The organism is Salinimonas lutimaris (genome assembly GCF_005222225.1).
Lineage (GTDB): Bacteria > Pseudomonadota > Gammaproteobacteria > Enterobacterales > Alteromonadaceae > Alteromonas > Alteromonas lutimaris.
Map to the genome: position 1 here is coordinate 1,191,661 of NZ_CP036536.1, position 16,450 is coordinate 1,208,110.

The following is a 16,450-nucleotide window of genomic DNA, read 5'->3' on the forward strand; positions in this document are numbered from 1 at the left end:
AAAAGCCACCTGAAGCTCTTTCAGGTGGCTTTTTTTATGCCTCACATTAATAACAGCAGTCACATTAAAATTGTCACCTTTGTATCTTGTAAGTAAATAAGATGTAATGAATACGTATGCATGGCGTTGCGCTTTTTTTGCTCAGATGGGTACTATTTTCGCTGGAAAAAAAAGCGGCTATCGCGCCGGATGTGGCAGCGATATCCCAATAAGTAAGGATTGGGAAACCATGAACATGCACTTTAAACCCAATGCGATTTGTGTTGCATTGCTTGCCGGTGGTCTGTCCCTGGCGAGTCTTGAAGCCAGCGCGCAGCAACAGCCCGACACCCCTGCAGCCAGTGATGATATTGATGAAGTAGAGGTCATTGAGGTCAAAGGCTTTAGTACCAGCCTGATTAAATCCCTGAACCAGAAACGCTTTGGCGATACAGTGTCTGAACAGATCTCAGCTGATGATCTGGGCGGGCTGCCGGATGTATCGATGGCCGACGCGCTGACCCGGTTGCCTGGCATCTCTGCGGTCAGAACCGGAGGACAGGCGGCCGAGATTAATATTCGCGGTTTGTCCGGGGATTTTGTCTTTTCTACGCTAAATGGCCGAGAGCAGGTGTCGACCAGCGGCAGCCGCTCTATTGAGTTTGATCAGTATCCGTCAGAACTGATCACCTCAGCGGCGGTCTACAAGTCGCCAAAGGCCTCGCTGATTGAGGGTGGGGTGGCCGGTACCGTCGAGCTGCAAACTGCCAGCCCGCTGGCCATCGACGAAAAATACAAATTCTCAGCCAATGTACGCGGCATGTACAACGACCGGGCCGATGAGGTGTCTGATGCCACTGAATTTGGCCATCGGGTGAGTTTTTCCTGGCAGGGGAAATTTCTGGATGACACGCTGGGCGCGTCATTAGGTTTTGCCCGGCTTTTTCAGCCCAGTGTGTCCAGTCAGTTTGTGGGTTTTGCCTATGATCAGCAGGCCGATGTGGATGGATTGCCTGACGATACTGACTTAAGCGGCGACTGTCCGGAATGTGAGCTGATCTCCTCCGGCTTTGAAATGCAGCACAAGGGCGGCGAGGAAACCCGGGACGGCTATGTTGCCGCTATTGAATGGGCGCCGCTGGATAACTTTACCCTCAAAGCCGATGCGTTTTATTCGCGCTTTGATTCAGAAGCCTTTGCCCGGGGCTTTCGGGTGCAGCTGGGCGGTAACCAGGTTGGCATTACCAACCCTGTTATTGTCAATAACAACGTGATAGGCGGTACATTTACCCGCAACGATAACAGCTTTACCCGGGTTGAACTGGTCAACGATGATAATCAGGACTTTGATGAAATCGCCAGCTTTGGTGTGAAGGCGGACTGGCGTATTACAGATGATTTGTCGGCCCAGTTCGATATTTCACGCTCTCAGGCGCAAAGCGATTTCCGAAATGGTCTGCTCTGGTCGCTGGTGGGAGAAGATGCCACGGTGGCCAATCCGGTGATTGACGAAAATGTGCAGATTGCTTACCAGCTCAACGGGGAGAATCTGCCTGATGTAGCGTTTAACCAGGCTGATGCATTTACCGATATTGACCGGGTTATGGTCAGTAAATACGGGATTTATCCGTACTACAACGAAGATGAGCTGGACGCTTACCGGGCTGATTTTCAGTATTATCTGGATATGCCGGTTCTGTCCGGGCTTGAATTTGGTTACCGCTATTCTGACCGGGAATACACCAATCAACGCTCGGTATTTGAGTATGGTAACGATGGGGCGTTTTCGGTCAGTGAGCCGCCTCTCAGACTAACCAGTGACATGGTTGAGCAGGTTGACTGGGCCAGCGAATTCAGTTACTTCCCCAGTTATTTATCCATCGATTTGAATCAGGCGCTGGGAGCCTGGTTCCCTGAAGGTATTCCTCAGCCGGTGCAAACCTGGGGGCCGGGTGCAGAGGGGGTTATTAATGGTCCTGGCACCGGGCCGAATACTGCCTGGTCGGTACAGGAAAGCGGCACCGTGTTTGAAACGGTCAATGCTGCGTATCTGATGGCCAATATCAATACTGAAATCGCCGATATACCGGTGACCGGTAATGTGGGCGTTCGCTATGTGCGCACCAAACAAAGCTCGACGACCTTGCAGCGTGCCACACAATTGGTGACTGATCCGCTGACCAATACCTCAGTGGAAATCAGCGATCCCACCGCCGGGGCGCAGAATATTACCGACGAGGCGGGACTGATTAACAATTTTTATCGCCCGGCTGTTCTGACCCACGAATACACCGATGTGCTGCCATCGATAAATCTGAACTTTAAGCTGACTGACAATACACAACTTCGTATGGCAGCAGCTAAAGTGATGGGCCGGGCACCGATTAACCGGTTTGCCGCCAATGCCTCAACCACAGTAGAAGAGATTACTGCATTCCAGGACCGGGACTCCGGTGAAATTACCTTGTCCAAGGAATTTGCCGAAGTAAATGGCTCAGCCCGTAATAGTCCGTATCTGGAGCCGTTTTACGCTACCCAGTATGACATTTCCTGGGAATGGTATTTTGATGAGTCGGAAGGGGCACTGGTACTGGCCGGCTTCTACAAAAACATCGACTCGTTTATCGAAAATATCGCGATTGAACCGTACGACTTTGAAGGCAATGGGTTTGTAGTCCCTGACTCGGTGGATGTCCCGGTGTTTCTGGAGCCTGAGTTCACGGGACAGGAGCCGGAGCTGGTGCTTGACGGTAACGGCTCACCGGTCTTCGTCACGGTACCGACCCAAAACGGTCAGTATGAAACCGCCATCAATAATGCCGAAGGTGGCTATATTCGCGGGGTTGAAGTGGCCTACACCCAGATTTATGACATGCTGCCGGGCATGCTCAGCGGTCTGGGCTTATCAGCCAGCTACTCATTCACTGAAAGTGAAATTCAGCGCACCCTGAGCGACGGGGTTTATTCCAGCCGTTTGCCCGGATTATCGGAAAATGTGGCTACCGTCACCGTATTCTGGGAATACGAGGGCTTTGAAACCCGGTTATCCGGCCGTTACCGGGACCAGTTTGTGTCGCAGCAGGTGGCAGTGAATGATCAGACCGTCAACTTTGCCTCAGAGCTGGTGGTGGATTATCAGGCGGCTTATGAGATTAACGACAACTGGAGCGTATTGTTTCAGGTGAACAACCTGACCGATGAGCCCACCAAGAGCTATTTCTCATCACCAGAACAAACCGGAACGATTCAGTTCTTTGGTACCCAGTACTACCTGGGGATGACATATCAGCTATGAACACATTTTTCCCTGATAACCACCGGCTGAAGCCGGTGGCGGTAACTCCAGATTTAAAGGAATACACTATGATGACCTGGAACCGGGTAGGCAGCCTGCTGCTGATACTCTGTGCACTAACCCTTACCGGCTGCGGTGGCTCGGATGTCGAGTCGGGCAGTAATGATCTTCTTACCTGTGATGTACCCAATGTGCCCAACGCGGCGGGGACTGCCTGCGAACCCCCGCCACCGATAGAATGTGAGGCGCCGCTGGTGCCTAATGAAGCCAATGATGAGTGCGTTAATGGCGCTGATCCGTCGCTGGCCGATCCCGTCTTTTTCCCCGCCGAAAATCAGGCGGTATTGTACTACAACCGGGCCGATGTGGATGCGGATAACTCACCCAGTGACCCGGCGTATGAAGGCTGGCGTTTGCATACCTGGAATAACGAGGAATGCGATGCCTACGCTGATGCGGATACCGACTGGGCCAACGGGCGGGTGCATGACGGTATTGATCCGAATTACGGGGCGTACTGGATTTTGGACTTAAAACCGGATTACGGCAGCTGTCATAACTTTATTATTCACATCGGTACTGACGCCGACGGTAAAGAGCTGGGCGGCGGTGACTTTAAAGGCTCGCTGATTCAGGATGATGAACGCTTCACCCGCATGAACTTCACCCTCTCTGGTGAGGCGCGTATCTTTGAATATCCGCTGTTGTCGCTGGGCGAGCAGCCTGTGGCCATTGAAGGCCGTGCGGCGCACTGGCTGGATGCCACTACCTTGTTGTGGAACGCACCGGAAGAAGTCAGTTATGTCAAATTGCACTATTCGGCCAGTGCCGGCCTTAAAGCCACCCTGGAAGAGGGCCTGAACGGCGATACCCTGGAGCTGATGAGCGCCACACTGAGTCAGGAGCAAAGTGACCGGGCCCCGCATCTGGCGAGTCTGGCGGCGTGGCAGGGCAACTGGGAAGACGCGGAAGCCAAAACCGTACTGACTACCCAGGTAGTACTGGCAGGTTACAATGCTGAGGATAAGCTGGTTGCCGCCACCGGTATTCAGCCGCCACTGGTACTTGATGCACTATACACCCAGGGCGAGAACGATGCCGATGAAGCGCAGCTGGGAGCACTGTATACCGACAGTGGTATCAGCGCTGCCCTGTGGGCGCCCACCGCACAGGCGGTGTCACTGCTGATTTATAATGAGGACAAAACCCTTAACCGTCGCGAAACAATGAGCCGGGATGATAACACCGGTGTCTGGCGGTTTGACGGCGACACTGCGCTGGACCGCGCTCTGTATCGTTACGAAGTGGTGGTATATCACCCTAATACAGAAGTGATTGAAACCTTGCTGCTGACCGACCCGTACTCGCATTCGGTGAGCACCAACGGGCGTTTTTCCCGCTTTATTAACCTGGCAGATGAAGACTTAAAACCAGACGGCTGGGACAGTCACACTATTCCGGTGGTAAATAACCCTGAAGATGCGGTGATCTACGAAGGCCATATTCGTGAGTTCAGTGCGCTGGATGAGTCGGTCAGTGAACAGAACCGCGGCAAATACCTGGCCTTTACCGAGGCCAACAGTAACCCGGTACGTCATCTGCAAACACTGGTAGAGGCTGGGCTGAATTACTTCCATGTGATGCCGGCAGCGGATATTGCCACCATTGAGGAAGATACCAGCAAAACCGTGAATCTGTATGACACGGTGGGTAAGTTATGTCAGCTCAACCGGGATGCTCAGGTTTGTACGCAGGAGTCACCGGATGCGGTACTACTGGATGTTTTTAATAGCTATGATCCCCTTCAGGAAGCGGTGAAAGCACAGGCGCTGGTGCAGGATATGCGTCGTGTTGATCAGTTTAACTGGGGCTATGATCCGCATCATTACACCACGCCGGAAGGCAGCTATGCCAGTGACCCGGAAGGTATTGCCCGGATTAAGGAAATGCGTGCCATGATTCAGGCATTGCACGAAATGGGCCTGCGGGTGGCACTGGATGTGGTGTACAACCATACAGCCTCATCCGGCGTGTTTGCTAACTCAGTACTGGACAAAGCCGTACCGGGTTATTACCACCGCTATGAAGTGGATACCGGCGTTATTGTGCAGGAAACCTGCTGTGAAGACACTGAGCCACGCAATGTAATGATGGAAAAGCTGATTCACGACTCGCTGCTGACCTGGACCGAGCATTATAAATATGATTCGTTTCGCTTTGACATTATGAGTCAGGGCTCAAAAGATATGATGCTGCGTCTGCGCGAGGCGGTTCAGGCAATTGATGAAGATAACTACTTCTATGGCGAAGGCTGGCCGCGCATTGACCGCGGATTTGAAATGGCCGTCCAGCAGAATATGTCCGGCACGCAAATCGGCACATTCAACGACCGGATTCGCGAAGCTGTGCGTCAGGGTAATATTTTTAATCCTGAATCAGATGCGCTGCTAAGCGATCAGGACAAGCTGAAGATGGGCATGGCGGGTACGCTCAAAGACTTCATTCTGGAAACCTCTACCGGTTCGGCCGGTGCCACCAGTAATCTGGGCGGCTATGCTGAAGACCCGGCGGACATTATCAACTATGTGTCCAAGCACGATAACGAAACCTTGTGGGATCAGCTCAACTACACCTTACCGGCAGATATTACGCTGGCCGAGCGGGTACGGGCCCAGAATGTGGCAGGCGGCGTGATGCTGATGTCGCAGGGGATCCCGTTTTTGCAACTGGGCGGCGACTTTCTGCGCTCAAAATCGATGGATCGCAACACCTATGATGCCGGTGACTGGTTTACCTATGTGGACTTTACCTTCAATACCAATAACTGGAATGTAGGCTTACCACTGGCTGAGGATAACGAAGCCCGCTGGGAAGAAATGGGCCGGTTTATTTATGATGCGGACCGTCAGGTCAGCATGACGGATATTGAGTATGCCTCGCAAATCTTTAATGAACTACTGCGCATTCGTACCCAAAGCCCGCTGTTCCGGCTGACCACAGCACAGGACATTATAGACCGGGTTGGCTTTCATAATATTGGTGCGCGCCAGCAAAAAGGTCTGATTGCCATGAGTCTTGACGATGGGCTGGGGACGGACGAACAGCCACGCACGGATCTTGACCCTAACGCTGATGCATTGATGGTACTGGTAAACACCGGTTACGAAGAAGCCTCAATGACGGTCAATACCGCAACCGGGTTTATGCTGCACAGCGAGCACATGAACTCGGTGGACGCAGCCATTAGCAGTGCCACTTTTACCGAAGGTGATGATGGTAACGGCACGTTTACGGTACCTGCACTGAGTATTGTGGTATTTGTCAAACCGCAATCTGGCAGTCAGGGAACGGGGCTGTCCGCCTACGCAACGTCAGGAGCGCCGGATGTGGTCCCGTTTGGTGATACCACCTTGTATGTGCGCGGCAGCTTTAATAACTGGGAGCCGGCTAACCCGATGGCCTATCGCGGCGATGGCATTTATTCAACCGTGGTGACCCTTGAACAGGGCGTGACTTACGAGTTTAAACTGGCCGATGCAAACTGGGAAAGCATTAACCTGGGCGGCGGTGATGTCAGTGTGGTGACCGAAGATGAGCCGCTGCTGCTAAACGGTGGTGATAATCTGGTGTTCACACCGGCTAGCCAGACAACATGGCGATTTATTCTGGATGCCAGTGATGTCAGCGCGCCGGTACTGACGGTAGAAAATGATGACATTTATGCCGGTACGGAGGTCTTCCTGCGTGGTGATATGACCGATTGGGGCACCAGTGCGCCGTTTACCTATCGTAATGGCCGGGTTTACCGTGTTGCCATGGATCTGGCGCCGGGCACGTATGGCTTTAAGGTGGCATCAGAAGACTGGTCGACGGTAAACTTTGGTGCGCTGAGCAGTGCAGACAGTGACACTCAGCTGGTACCGGGAAGTGTACTGCCGGTGGCCGCCACTAACGACAACCTGTCGGTCACTATCACTGAAAATGGCCGCTATGTATTTGCCTTTGATGTATCTGATTTAGCTAACCCACAGGTGGGCGTGTTTAAAGAAGACTTCTTTGGTCAGACCGAGGTCTTTTTACGTGGTGCGATGAATGGCTGGAGTGCTGAAGACCAGTTTACGTATCAGGGCGAAGGACTATACACCCTGCAGGTAGAGCTTAGCGAAGGGGCCACCGAATTTAAGGTCGCCTCTGAAGACTGGGCTACGGTGAATTTGGGTAACCCCAATGAGGCGGCGACTAACAAGGTATTGCCGGGGCTGCCTAAAACACTGGGCAGCAGCAACAATAACCTGCTGATTGATGTACCAGCCGGATTGTACGAGTTTTCCGTACAGGGGCCAAACTGGACTGCACCAACACTGACTGTCACAGCGCTCTAGTTGCAGTCACACTAAAAAACGCCCGGGCAGGTTACTGTCCGGGCGTTTTTCTTTACTTATCGCCGTTCATATTACACCCCAGCCTGTACCGGTTGTTTACGGCGGCGCAGCGCGGGCACGGCGCGGTACAAAATCAGAGCCAGCAGAATCAGGCCGCTGCCGGTAAGTTTGTAAGCCGACAGTGTCTCGGCGTATACCATCACACTTAACACCACTGTCCATACCGGCTCCAGCAACATAATGAGCGCGGCATTTGACGACGAGCAGTATTTTTGTCCCGTGGTTTGCAGCAGATATCGAATGCTGGTGGCAAGTACGGTGGAAAGCAAAAACCAGCCCCAGATATCCGCGCCGATCTGATCCGGCCAGGTTTCGGTGAGCAACGACGCCAGTAAACCTACCAGGCCAGTTACAAATAACTGTACGGTGGTAAGGACCAACGGTTTTACCTTGCGCGACAACCGGCCGTTTAATGAAAAATACAGTGCCAGTAAAATAGCTGCCGCCATAAACCAGGTTTGATTGACCGACAGCCGCCAGGGCTGCCCGGGCGTGTAGGACAAAAACAGCAGTCCGGTCATGGCCACCGGCAGCGCCAGCCAGAAGATACCGGCTGGTTTTTCTTTAAACAGCGGCCAGGCCAGCAATGGTACAATCAGCATCGACAGACTCATAATAAAGGCGCCTTCACCTAATGTGTCGCTTACCGCAATGCCGTGAATCCAGCAATTAATCGACAAACCCAGCGTCAGCCCGATACCGGCTGCCCGGATTAAGTCTGAACGTGCGCTGCGCAAAATATCTTTATAACAAAATAACGCCAGTAACGTGGACGCCAGCACAAAGCGAATGCCGATAAAGCCAAACGGTGGCATGCCATTAACCGTTTCTTTTGAAAATACCCAGCCAGCTGCAGCCAGCAGTGCAGTAGCCACTAAAATGAGTTCAGGACGCTTTGTAATGGGAGTCTCCTTACGACAATGAAAAGCCAGAACCGGTGTTATTAAACAAAGGCCACCAGAGCGGGCCTGCAGACAGGGAAAAAATACACAGAAAAAGCAGACTGTCAGGCTGCCACTGCGGCACCATGACTCACACCTTACAAGTTATAAAAAGGCGAAGGCAGACCTAAAGTCTGTATGCAATTAGAAAGGATCGTACCCGGTTAAGGGATAAACTCAACTGCTTAACCGGGCAGAAAGATGAACACGTCAATACACGCGCTGAACGAAAGACCGGTTATTGGGTCAGTTGGTACTGACCGTTTGAGCGGATATACAGCTGTGTATCCTGAGTGGCAGTAAACACATGTTGATGGGTATCCCTGGAGCTAAAATAGCTACCCGGTGTCAGGTCTTTATCTTCGTTGTTAAATGCATAATCCAGCGCACCGCCAATCACTACAGCGCGAAACTCAGGGGCCTGGGTGTTAAGCGTCAGCTTGCTACCGGCAGGAATGTTTAGCATTGCTCCGGTGTAGCGCTGGTTATCCGCATGCTGCTCTGCCCATAAAACACTGTACCTGGCATCAGTATCACCCACCACTTTGCTGGTCTGACTGGTTTGCCAGGCCATATTGGTCACATCAATATTAATCGGGCGCTCACCGTTATCAAACGCTTTATCTGTGGGCTTAACCAGATACGGGCCGTGATTGATCTCCAGATACGCCATATTTTGCTGACCTTCAGCAGCGGTGACATGAGACTCGCCCGCTGGTTGCTGCCAGTATGAACCGGCGGGCATCCACATTTCTTTGGCTTTCGGATCATCGTTATGTAGCTGGCCTTCAATCACAATAGCGCGGTAAGTAATGTTGTGAATATGCGGTGGCGATGAAAATCCTTTTTTAAACTTAACCAGCATACCGGTAGCGACATCTTTTGTACGATCGCCCCATAAATCAGCTGCGCCCGGACTTTTATCACCCCGGGCCGGATTCAGGTAGCCCCAGTCAACATCATCAGCAGTGGTGACTGTGGCGTTGTCTGCCCTGGCGACCCCTGTTACCACTAAACTACCAAGCAGTGAGCTAAAGATTAAAGAATGTTTCATAGTGCCTCTGAATGGGTAAAGATGTCACCATATCCTAAAGCGCGGACCCGAAAACCAGCCTGGCCGGTGAATCACTTTCAATAGATAATTGAGAATCCCCAACCCGTTGTGTTTATGCTGACGCTGGCCTTAATCTGACTGAGGCTCCGGTTGTGGTCGGAGGTGTTGCTGAACCTGACTGGCATCAAAGCTATTGCCGTCAGCCGGCTTTTCGCCACGCCCCAGGGTAATTTGCAGCACACTTTCTATTTCACTTTGCTGGGTGCCGCCTACAAAAATACCACTGGACAATTGTGCGGTGGGATACAACGCCGTGCGGCACGAAATCGCCCCGCACTCAGTGACCCGCGCATAACGCTGGCTAAATCCGAATTCCGGACTGGTCTGAGCCTGCTCTTTATCGATCAGCGTTTCCTGATGATTTACCGTAAACCACGGATAGCCGGCTTCAAGGGTAACTTCCGCAGCTCTTAACATGGCATAGTCCATCGCCTTGGCCTTGTCATCGCCCCGGGCTTTGAAATGGATTCGATACTGGGTATCGCTAAGCTGGCTTTGGCTATAGCCAAACCCACCATTTTTAGCCTCGCGATAATCGGGCTGGCTGGCGCAGCCGGTTAGCAGCACGCCGGCTACCAGTAAAGGGATGCATAATTTCATGGAGGCTCCTGTGCAGCGGTGACGATAGGATTTACGTTGTCGCTCGCACTTTTTCACTGAATAAATACGTATTAGCTAATTTTTACCTTGCCAGAACAAAAGCGGTTCATGTTTTGATACATCTTACCGGCTATTTAGTGCCCCCTGTTGCCGGTAAATGCGGTATAAAAAGCATCCACTTATCGCAACAGTTAAAGGCAACAGTACGATGACATCAGGATTAAAAAAACACGGACAGGCACTTATGATGGCCACCGCTTTGATATGTCACGCGGGTCTGGCGGTGGGTAAAACCGGTGAGGCGACAGGCACCGGCGAAGCGGCAGGGGCGATAGACACGATTGAAAATTATCAGGTGAACAGCCCGACCATGATCAGTGCCGGACAGCCAGCCCCTGCGCACTTTGCCGCCTTTAAAGCCATGGGCGTTGACCAGGTAATTGATCTTATTCCTGGTGATCGCCGTGCTGAGCAGCAGTTGGTGCATGGCCTGGGAATGGAATATCACAATATTCAGGTAGTCTGGGATAATCCCACCCTGGCTAATTTTCAGGACTACGTGGCGGTTATGCAGCAAACTCAGGGACAGGGGGAACGGGTGCTTACCCATTGTCGTAAAAACTGGCGGGGCGCGGTGTTTACCTATTTATACCGGGTCACCCAATTAGGTGAAGCTGATGCAGTAGCCAGACAGGACTTAGCCACTACCTGGCAGCCCAATGAAACCTGGCAGGCGTTTATCGAAAAGGTAAAAAAGGCGTATGCTTCGTCACCACAGGCAGACTAACCCTGTTAAACTAATGAGCTGACGGTTCAACCATTAACAAAAAGGCCCGACATTCATGCACGCGATGCAGTCTTTGCTGGATGATATTTACCGAGAAGTCTTACCCTTGATGGGGCAGGGGAAAGTTGCCGACTACATACCGGCACTGGCCTGTGTTCCGCCTGATCAGTTTGGCATTGCCATTTGCGACAATAACGGGCGCACCTGCAGTGTAGGTGATGCTGCCACGCCGTTTTCAATTCAGAGTATTTCCAAGGTATTTAACCTGGTGCTGGCAATGAATCATTACGGTGAAGGGCTATGGCAGCGGGTCGGCTGTGAGCCCTCGGGGTTGCCGTTTAATTCTCTGGTGCAGCTGGAATATGAAAATGGCATACCTCGCAATCCGTTTATCAATGCCGGTGCACTGGCCATCAGTGATATGAATCAGTCACGGTTTGCCTCGCCTCATCTGGCCATCAGGGATTTTATCCGCCGGGTGTCCGGTAATCCCGATATCAGTGCAAACCACGAGGTGGCTGATTCTGAATATGAACACCGGGCCCGCAATGCGGCCAGTGCATATCTGATGAAAGCCTTTAATAACTTTGAAAATGAAGTGGAAGATGTACTGTATAGTTACTTTTATAACTGTGCACTGGAGATGACCTGTGTTGATCTGGCCAAGGCCAGTAACTTTCTGGCCAATCGCGGCTATTGTGAGTTTTCTGATGAACGCATTTTAAGCAGCGCCCAGACCAGTCAGGTTAATGCACTGCTGGCTACCAGCGGCATGTATAACGAAGCCGGCAGCTTTGCATTTCAGGTTGGCCTGCCCGGCAAAAGCGGTGTGGGGGGAGGAATTATCGCGGTTGTGCCCGGGCGGTTTTCTATCTGTGTGTTTTCCCCTGCGCTCAATACCATGGGTAACTCTACGCAGGGCGTAGCTGCGCTGACATCTCTGACCCGGCGCATTAACTGGTCGGTGTATTAATAGCCCGTTAACTCCATAAAGCCCTGTCCGGAATGGCTGCCGGTCATATCGACCATACCCTCGTAGTAGCTGAACCGGGCCTGGTTATACTGATCAGGTTTAAACGGGGCAATTTGCACATCAATCTGCCGGTCAGGAATGCGCAGCTGCCATTGGACCGGTACCGATCTGTTATTAAGAGTGGCTGTACTCACCGGGCGCAGGCTGATTTGCTCGCCAGATAAGGTACTGGCACGGCCGTTACGCTCAATGTAAGAGCCGGTGATATAAGGCGGCTGGTCATTAACATGCATGCGAAACGCCATCAGTTTGTCGCCATTATCCAGGTGCAGGGAAAACCAGTCCCAGCCCAGTGCATCCTGATTTGCCAGCTGACTGGTCCATTCATGATCAAACCAGCCGTTGCCCGTGACTTCAACCTGTTTGTCTTCAATGGTGAGCGTGCCGCGGGCCTGGATAAACGGCTGACTGTAGTAGTAAGACCGGTAGGTTTCATCGGCCGATTTGACGCTAAAGCCATTATTACCATGCATCACCATCGGGCCATTGGTCGTCATGGTCAGGACCGCGCTGGCTTGTTGCTGCAGGTTCACGCTGAGGATGCCGGGAAAAGGCTGCTCGCTCTTGCTCTGCCAGATCCAGTCATCAATAAATGCACTGAAGGGCATACTGCTTACCCCGGCATTTCCCACGCCGCCGGCTGCAAATCGCTCTGCAAAAAAGTGCCTGTCCAGCGTATGCAGTGAAGCATGGCCCATCCACTGTTGTCCGTCTGACCAGTGACTGTTATCAGGCTGTCCGTTGCTGAATCTGAACAGGGTATATTGCAGACCATAGCGTCCACCGGTTGTATCAGTCAGGGTGAAGGTCAGATACCACCATTCAAGCTGATACGCCGGATGCGTCTGATGATCCCGGGGTAATGACACCGGGGTGTCCCGGGCGACCCGGGCGCTGGTAGCCGTATCGGATGTGTCGGTATTGCCAAATATACTGCGGCTGGGCGCCGGCTCGCTGCATCCGGACAGACCCAGGAGCAACACCAGCCAGGTACAAACAACAGGCATTTTCACAATGTATTCTCCTGACGTAAATCAACTTTGGCGCGCAGCCGGCCCAGCGGCAGTATCAGTACGCACAGTACAAGGGCCAGACTGAATGCCACACTGCCAAGCAGCACCGGCCAGCTGATTTGCAGCGGGTAGGTCCAGGCAAATGCAAACCGGTTAACCTGATTGATAAACACCCACGCCAGCAGCAAACCAAAAGGCAGGGCAGCGGCGGCAGTCAGCACACACAGCAACATGTACTGGGCGGTCAGGGCAGCCTTAAGCTGCCATTTTCCCACGCCCATTGCACGCAGCACACTTAGCTGAGGGCGAATATCCAGCGTCAGTACACTGACCGCAATGGCAAAGGCCAGCCCGGCCACCAGCAGAGTCGCAATATTTAACGCATCGGTCACCACAAAGGTGCGATCGAAGGTGGCCATCGACAAGGTAATCAACTGGTCGCTGGCATACCATTGCTGCTCACCAAACAGGGCATCGGCCTGGGCGGCTGTGATCCCATACACGGCAGTCACGCCGGCAAAACCTGTGGCTGGCGCAAACAACGGCAGAGGCAACAGGTACTGACTGTCCGGATTGCCATAATCAGGATAAATACCCAGCACCAGCATACTGGTGACTCCCGTGGGCTCAGAAAAGGTCTGTCCGCCTGCAATTACTGGTTGCAGGGCCAGGGTGTCACCCGGTGTCAGGTTATGCCGTAAGGCCAGTTGCTGATTAATAAACACCCCGGTGCCGGCCACAAACGCCTGCCAGGCGGCTTGCTTGTTGTGCAATGACGCGGCGGTCAGTACCAGACTGTTCCGGGCTTGTTCGCTGGTGGCGTAGCTGCGCAGGGTGACCGGCTGGTTATCAAGCGTGGAGCGTCCGCGATATACCGGATAGCTGCTGGCCCCTTCGGGCAGGGCGCTGGTATCTGGCAATGATTCGGTATAAAGATACACCGGAGCAACCAAACGCTGGCTTAGCCATTGGTAAGTGGCCTGGCGGAAGCTGTCGGTCATCACATTCATGCCAATATTGGCACTCAGGGCAATAAAAAAGGCACACACCGCCAGCCGGCTTTTGCCGGATAATGCCTCGGTGCTGGCGATCGTGTAGCTTAGCAGTGGCTTGCTGGTCGGGGTTAGTCGTTTAAGCAGTCGGGTGAGTGGCGCCAGCCACAATACAATTACGGCGCAGCCGCCCAGTAAGATAACCGCCACCCCTATCAGGGCGCTCAGTGTGTCGTTACTTAGCAGCAGACTCACTACTATGACAACAGCAATGAGCAGCGTCAGGCGCGGCGTGCTCAGGTGCCGGGCCCATGGCAAAGATGCGCGGTCACGCATCGCCTGATGGCTGATCGCCTGGCTTAGCTGGCGTGCCGGAATCAGCGCAAAAACGCTTAACGACAGCAGGCTGATCAGCAAGGCCTGGCCCATTAAACTAACGAGCAGCGGGGAGGGAGCAATAAAAACCGAATCAAACAAATTTAAGAATGTTGCCTGCAACACGGGGGTCAGCTGACGGGTGACAGCCAGGCCAGTCAGCACCCCGGTCGGCGTGGCTAACAGACAGTAAACCGCCATTTCAGCAAGCAGGCCGGTGGTGAGTAAACGGCTACTGACGCCTAACTGACGCAGGCGAATCACATCGTTAAGCCGGGCGCGATACATCAGCATCAGCGCATTGAGCACAATAAACAGGGCCACAACGCTCATCAGAATACCCATGGCCCACAGGTTCAGACGAAAACTTTCACTCAGGGTACCAGGGTTCTCAACAGCGGTGATCTGACGATATTGCAGGTGAGCAGGCAGTATATCTGCAAGGGTCTGTTGCTGCTGTGCATCCAGTTCTCCTAACTGAATCAGGGCGCTGAGCGGGGTAGTGGCAGGTGTTATATCACCGGTGTAAAAGTCACTGATGGAAATAACAAGCGTATCCGCAGGCAGTCCGTTCATGGCGACCGGCGCCTTAACCGGCAGGGCACGACGGCGTTGCAGTGGGCTGTTGCAATCCAGCGCAGCCAGAGTGGCCGGACTGGCCAGTGACGGTGCGCCGCCCGGGGTGTTCTGGTCTGAGGTTACGGCACGGGCAGCCGGCGGTAGTGAGGTCAGGGAGCTGGCCGCCGCCAGATCCACACCCAGCAGGGTGATGTTACTTCGCGCCTGCTGACTGTCCTGGCAAATCAGCGGGGCAGAGCTGGTCACAACAGCAATAAATTGGGTAAAGCCAGCCCGGCGCAGAGTCACGTAGTCTTGCCGGTTAAGTGGTCTGGTCTTATCCACCGCCTCAACCCGGCTGCCCTGTAACAGCGGTGGCGTGGCTGTGGCCAGGTCTCCCTGACGTGCACCTTCGTTAATTAGCTGCACCGCTGACAAACCGGCACTGGCCACCCAGATAGCCAGAATAATCAGCAGCGGTTGCCAGGGCCGGTGACGGGCCATGGCCAGCAATGTACCAAGCAGTAACCGGAACTGTCTCATACTGCCGGGCTGACCTTATCGTCAACCAGGCGGCCATGATGCAGCCACAGGCTACGCTGTGCCATAAACGCCACATCCTGACTATGGGTAACGACCACCAGGGTGGTCTGATGCGCCAGGCAAACGTTGTAAAGCGCCTCGGCCACCTGCTCACTGGTGTATTCATCCAGATTGCCGGTGGGTTCATCCGCCAGGACCAGCGCGGGACGGTGCACCAGCGCCCGGGCAATAGCCACACGCTGCTGCTCACCGCCAGACAAACTGGCCGCCGACTGACCCGCCAGTTGTGCAATACCCAGTTGTTTCATCAATGATTGCTGATAGGCACTGTCATGATTGCCTTTAAGGCGGGCGGTAAAGGCAATGTTGTCCCATACCGACAGGCAATCGAGCAAATTGAAGCTTTGAAAAATAACACCCAGCTGGTTTTTGCGAAATTCATCGCCTTGCTTGTCACTGGAAAATGGCAATGTGCAGGGACCAATCTGGATATGCCCGGCGTCAGGGGCTGTGAAACCGGCAATCAGCGACAGCAGGGTAGACTTGCCAGAGCCCGAAGCACCGCGAATACTGACCGAGGCACCGGGCTCTACCTGTAAATCGAGCCGATCAATCACCGGCTTACTGTGGCTGTAGGCTTTTTGCAGCTGATTAATGGTAATCATTCCAAATGCTTATCATTGAAGTGTTAGCTTTTGATACGCAAAACGGAGGGTTTTGTCCAGTTTCGTGCTAATGGGTTGAAAATGTTTAATCTACCCGAAAAAACCGTTCATTT

Annotated in this window: 10 protein-coding genes; 4 read left to right on the forward strand and 6 right to left on the reverse strand. The window is 53.1% G+C overall.

The window, feature by feature from the left end; all coding sequences use genetic code 11:
* The first annotated feature begins 229 nt into the window (after positions 1-229).
* Both EZV72_RS05070 and EZV72_RS05075 read left to right on the forward strand, forming a co-directional pair.
* A complete protein-coding gene (locus EZV72_RS05070; RefSeq protein WP_408640829.1) occupies positions 230-3,274 on the forward strand; it encodes a TonB-dependent receptor in 3,045 nt (1,014 codons plus the stop codon).
* A 68-nt stretch (positions 3,275-3,342) separates the two neighbouring features.
* Positions 3,343-7,656 carry an alpha-1,6-glucosidase domain-containing protein gene (locus EZV72_RS05075; RefSeq protein WP_175405046.1) on the forward strand — a complete coding sequence of 1,438 codons (4,314 nt, stop codon included), beginning with the start codon at positions 3,343-3,345 and terminating at the stop codon, positions 7,654-7,656.
* A gap of 71 nt (positions 7,657-7,727) precedes the next feature.
* Here EZV72_RS05075 and EZV72_RS05080 read toward each other — a convergent pair whose 3' ends face one another.
* From EZV72_RS05080 to EZV72_RS05090, 3 genes are all read right to left on the reverse strand, one after another.
* Entirely contained in the window at positions 7,728-8,591 is an 864-nt protein-coding gene (locus EZV72_RS05080; protein ID WP_232364513.1) for a DMT family transporter, read from the reverse strand.
* Between the two features lie 304 nt (positions 8,592-8,895).
* Positions 8,896-9,711 carry a DUF4437 domain-containing protein gene (locus tag EZV72_RS05085; protein WP_137166221.1) on the reverse strand — a complete coding sequence of 272 codons (816 nt, stop codon included), beginning with the start codon at positions 9,709-9,711 and terminating at the stop codon, positions 8,896-8,898.
* 129 nt (positions 9,712-9,840) lie between these two features.
* Positions 9,841-10,371 carry a CC0125/CC1285 family lipoprotein gene (locus tag EZV72_RS05090; RefSeq protein ID WP_137166222.1) on the reverse strand — a complete coding sequence of 177 codons (531 nt, stop codon included), beginning with the start codon at positions 10,369-10,371 and terminating at the stop codon, positions 9,841-9,843.
* Between the two features lie 208 nt (positions 10,372-10,579).
* Between EZV72_RS05090 and EZV72_RS05095 the strand changes: the two genes are divergently transcribed.
* Entirely contained in the window at positions 10,580-11,158 is a 579-nt protein-coding gene (locus EZV72_RS05095) for a protein tyrosine phosphatase family protein (protein ID WP_137166223.1), read from the forward strand.
* Positions 11,159-11,222: 64 nt separating this feature from the next.
* The gene (gene glsB / locus EZV72_RS05100; protein ID WP_137168666.1) at positions 11,223-12,131 is read left to right on the forward strand and encodes a glutaminase B; all 909 of its coding nucleotides are present in this window, start codon (positions 11,223-11,225) and stop codon (positions 12,129-12,131) included.
* On the opposite strand, the gene EZV72_RS05105 is transcribed toward glsB, so the two are convergent.
* Genes EZV72_RS05105 through EZV72_RS05115 form a run of 3 tightly spaced genes read right to left on the reverse strand, consistent with a single transcriptional unit; the run spans position 12,128 to position 16,337 of the window.
* A complete protein-coding gene (locus EZV72_RS05105) occupies positions 12,128-13,198 on the reverse strand; it encodes a lipocalin-like domain-containing protein (protein WP_232364553.1) in 1,071 nt (356 codons plus the stop codon). The two genes, glsB and EZV72_RS05105, sit on opposite strands and share 4 nt — an antisense overlap.
* A gap of 2 nt (positions 13,199-13,200) precedes the next feature.
* Complete coding sequence (locus tag EZV72_RS05110) at positions 13,201-15,672, reverse strand: FtsX-like permease family protein (RefSeq protein ID WP_137166225.1); 2,472 nt, start codon at positions 15,670-15,672, stop codon at positions 13,201-13,203.
* Positions 15,669-16,337 carry an ABC transporter ATP-binding protein gene (locus EZV72_RS05115; protein ID WP_137166226.1) on the reverse strand — a complete coding sequence of 223 codons (669 nt, stop codon included), beginning with the start codon at positions 16,335-16,337 and terminating at the stop codon, positions 15,669-15,671. Before EZV72_RS05115 ends, EZV72_RS05110 begins: the two co-directional genes overlap by 4 nt.
* Between the last annotated feature and the right edge of the window lie 113 nt (positions 16,338-16,450).

Coding starts and splice junctions, on each gene's coding strand:
- EZV72_RS05095 (WP_137166223.1), top strand. CDS start 10,580: ATGACATCAGGATTAAAAAAACACGGACAGGCACTTATGATGGCCACC.
- EZV72_RS05070 (WP_408640829.1), top strand. CDS start 230: ATGAACATGCACTTTAAACCCAATGCGATTTGTGTTGCATTGCTTGCC.
- EZV72_RS05105 (WP_232364553.1), bottom strand. CDS start 13,198: ATGCCTGTTGTTTGTACCTGGCTGGTGTTGCTCCTGGGTCTGTCCGGA.
- glsB (WP_137168666.1), top strand. CDS start 11,223: ATGCAGTCTTTGCTGGATGATATTTACCGAGAAGTCTTACCCTTGATG.
- EZV72_RS05115 (WP_137166226.1), bottom strand. CDS start 16,337: ATGATTACCATTAATCAGCTGCAAAAAGCCTACAGCCACAGTAAGCCG.
- EZV72_RS05110 (WP_137166225.1), bottom strand. CDS start 15,672: ATGAGACAGTTCCGGTTACTGCTTGGTACATTGCTGGCCATGGCCCGT.
- EZV72_RS05075 (WP_175405046.1), top strand. CDS start 3,343: ATGATGACCTGGAACCGGGTAGGCAGCCTGCTGCTGATACTCTGTGCA.
- EZV72_RS05085 (WP_137166221.1), bottom strand. CDS start 9,711: ATGAAACATTCTTTAATCTTTAGCTCACTGCTTGGTAGTTTAGTGGTA.
- EZV72_RS05090 (WP_137166222.1), bottom strand. CDS start 10,371: ATGAAATTATGCATCCCTTTACTGGTAGCCGGCGTGCTGCTAACCGGC.